This window comes from Roseateles sp. P5_E11 (assembly GCF_054049355.1).
The window spans coordinates 1-1590 of the sequence record NZ_JBFUMO010000914.1; the positions used below are offsets into that span (position 1 = coordinate 1).

2 protein-coding genes are annotated in these 1590 nt (G+C 68.0%); both read left to right on the forward strand.

Going from position 1 to position 1590, the window contains the following annotated elements; all coding sequences use genetic code 11:
• Positions 1-559: prephenate dehydrogenase (locus tag ACXJKR_RS32030; protein ID WP_457326289.1), on the forward strand; the 559-nt coding region annotated here is incomplete at its 5' end.
• Positions 559-1590, forward strand: a 1032-nt coding sequence (aroA, locus tag ACXJKR_RS32035) for a 3-phosphoshikimate 1-carboxyvinyltransferase (RefSeq protein ID WP_457326290.1), incomplete at its 3' end; no start/stop codon positions are given. The genes ACXJKR_RS32030 and aroA, both read left to right, overlap by 1 nt.

Genomic DNA, 1590 nt, shown 5'->3' on the forward strand with positions numbered 1-1590 from the left:
CTCTTCCAGCTTCGTGCCCTGCCATCCCATCGCCGGCAAGGAGTCGGGCGGTGTCCAGCATGCCGAGGCGAATCTCTACGAAGGCCGTCAGGTCATCCTGACACCCCAGCCCTTCACCAATCCGCAATTGGTGCAGCGTGCAACCGACGTTTGGTCCGCCCTGGGCGCCACGGTGCTGAAGATGCGGCCGCACAACCATGACGCGGCCTTCGCCGCAGTCAGCCACCTGCCGCATCTGCTGGCCTTTGCCTATTTCCAGGCCATCGCCGAGCAGCCGGCCGCGCGCGACTACCTGAGCCTGGCCGGCCCAGGCTTTCGCGACTTCACCCGCATCGCCGCCGGCGAGCCGTCCGTGTGGCGCGACATCCTGCTGGCCAACAAGCACGAGGTGCTGGCCCAGTCCAAGCGTTTTCGCACCATGCTGGATCAGCTCGAAGCGCTGATCGAATCCGGTGACGCGCCGGCCCTGGAAGCCGCGCTGCGTCCCATCTCCGAAGGCCGTTCGGCCTGGGGCAATCCGCCCCCTGCCCCTCCTCCCGGCCGACCAGCCGGCAAGTGATGTTCAAGATCCCCTTTCTCGACCTGCCGCCGCTGCGCGGCGCCGCAGGCACCGTGCGCCTGCCCGGTTCCAAGAGCATTTCCAACCGCGTGCTGCTGCTGGCAGCCTTGAGCGAAGGTAAGACCGTCGTGCGCGACCTGCTGGCGTCCGACGACACGGCCGTCATGCTCGATGCGCTGCGGGCGCTCGGCTGCGGCGTCTGGAACGAAGGCGAGGCCGTCGTCATCGACGGCCTGGGTGGCCGCCTTCGCGCCAAGGACGCCAAACTCTTTCTCGGCAACGCCGGCACCGCCATGCGACCGCTGACCGCAGCGCTCGCTCTGCTGGCCGCGACGCAGGGGGCGAGCTTCGAGGTGTCCGGCGTGGCGCGCATGCATGAGCGCCCCATCGGCGATCTCGTCAACGCGCTGCGCGGCCTGGGCTGCGAGATCGACGACCTCGGCAATGCAGGCTACCCGCCGCTGCGCCTGCGCGGCCCTTCCCAGCTTGCGCTGGACACGCCGGTGCGCGTGCGCGGTGACGTGTCCAGCCAGTTCCTCACGGCCCTGCTGCTGGCCYTGCCKYTGGTGGCCGAGCGCGACATTCGCATCGAGGTCATCGGCGAGCTGATCTCCAAGCCCTATATCGAGATCACGCTGGCCCTGCTGGAGCGTTTTGGCATCGCGGTGAAGCGTGAAGGCTGGGAGGCTTTCATCATCCCGGCCGRAAGCCGCTATCGCTCGCCCGGCGAGGTCTTCGTCGAGGGCGATGCGTCCTCGGCGTCCTATTTCGTCGGCCTCGGCGCCATCGCCGCGATCGATACGCCGATCCGCATCGAAGGTGTCGGCAGCGAATCCCTGCAGGGCGATGTGCGTTTCATCGAGGCCGCTGCCGCCATGGGTGCGCAGGTCAAGACCGGGCCCAATTGGCTGGAAGTACGCCGCGGCGCCTGGCCGCTGAAGGGCATCACGCTGGACTGCAACCACATCCCCGACGCGGCGATGACGTTGACAGTGATGGCGCTTTATGCCGACGGCCCGACCACGCTGACC